This is a genomic window from Streptomyces sp. NPDC059355, from assembly GCF_042752335.1.
Lineage (GTDB): Bacteria > Actinomycetota > Actinomycetes > Streptomycetales > Streptomycetaceae > Streptomyces.
On sequence record NZ_JBHYXN010000118.1, the window covers coordinates 1 to 1,300 of the forward strand.

1 protein-coding gene is annotated in these 1,300 nt (G+C 67.8%); it reads right to left on the reverse strand.

Going from position 1 to position 1,300, the window contains the following annotated elements; translation table 11 throughout:
* Positions 1-29 precede the first annotated feature (29 nt).
* A protein-coding gene (locus ACFXGI_RS38760; RefSeq protein ID WP_384717807.1) for an IS3 family transposase occupies positions 30-1,234 on the reverse strand; the annotation gives its coding sequence in 2 pieces (ribosomal slippage) (positions 30-943 and positions 943-1,234; 1,206 coding nt in all).
* Positions 1,235-1,300: the final 66 nt, after the last annotated feature.

Below are 1,300 nucleotides of genomic sequence, written 5' to 3' on the forward strand. Positions count from 1 at the left end.
GGGCCTTGACCCCGAATCCTGAACACGATTTATGCGGCTGATGCCAGGGTAGTTGGTGGTGCTTCGAGTGCGGCTTCGTAGGTGATGGGGCTGCGGTGTCCGAGGCGGGAGTGCCGGCGTCGGGTGTTGTAGCGGTTGAGCCATCGGAAGGCGTCGAGTCGGGCCTGGCGCTCGTCCGGCCAGCTCTTTCGTCCCTGCAGAGTCTCTCGCTTGAAGGTCGCGTTGAAGGACTCCGCGAGTGCGTTGTCTGCGCTGGACCCGACCGCGCTCATGCTCCGTCGGACCCCTGCTGACCTGCAGGCTTCAGCGAATGCCCTGCTCGTGTACTGAGCTCCGTGGTCGGTGTGCATGATCGATCCGGAGAGACTGCCGCGGGTCCGGACCGCTGCCGCGAGGGCGTCGGTGACGAGGTCCGCGCGCATGTGGTCGGCGATGGCCCACCCGGCCAGACGGCGCGAGGCGAGGTCGATCACGGTCGCGAGATAGCAGAACTTCCCGCCGTCGATGGGCAGGTAGGTGATGTCACCGACGTACTTCGTGTTCGGGATTTCGGCGGTGAAGTCGCGGCCGATCAGGTCCGGTGCCTTGGCCGCGGCAGGGTCGGGGACGGTGGTGCGATGCCGGCGGCGCAACCGGACCCCTTGGATTCCGGACGCCCGCATGATCCTGGCGACACGCTTGTGGTTGACCGCCTTACCGCTCTCCTCACGGAGCTCGGCGGTAATCCGCGGGGCTCCGTAGGTGCCGTCCGATTCCTGGTGCACGGCCCGTATCCGGTTGGCGAGGCGGGCGTCGGCCGCTTGCCGGCGGGCCCGGTCCGCAGCCGTCCGGCGCCAGTAGTAGAAGCTGGAGCGGGCGATGCCCAGGATGTCGCACAGCCGCTTCACGCCGTGACGGCGCTGATGGTCGGCGACGAACTGGAAGCGGTTCACCAGCGCGTCTCCCCGGCGAAATACTTCGCCGCTTTCCGAAGGATCTCGCGCTCTTCCTCCAGCTCCCGGATCTTCTTCCGCAGTGCGGCGTTCTCCACCTCCAGCGGCGCGGGCGCCTCGGCCGGCTCCTCGGCACGGCGGCCCCGTGGCCGACTCGCCCCTGCCGCCCGGACCCAGTTCCGCAGGGTCTCGGGATTGACCCCCAGGTCGGCGGCGACCGACCTGATCGTCGCCCCCGGCCGCGACTGGTACAGCGCGACCGCGTCCGCCTTAAACTCCGGCGGATAGTTCTTCATGACCACGAGAAGTCCGTTCTCAGATCCTCAGGATCCAGTGTCTCGTGTGTTCAGGATCCGGGGTCAAGGCCC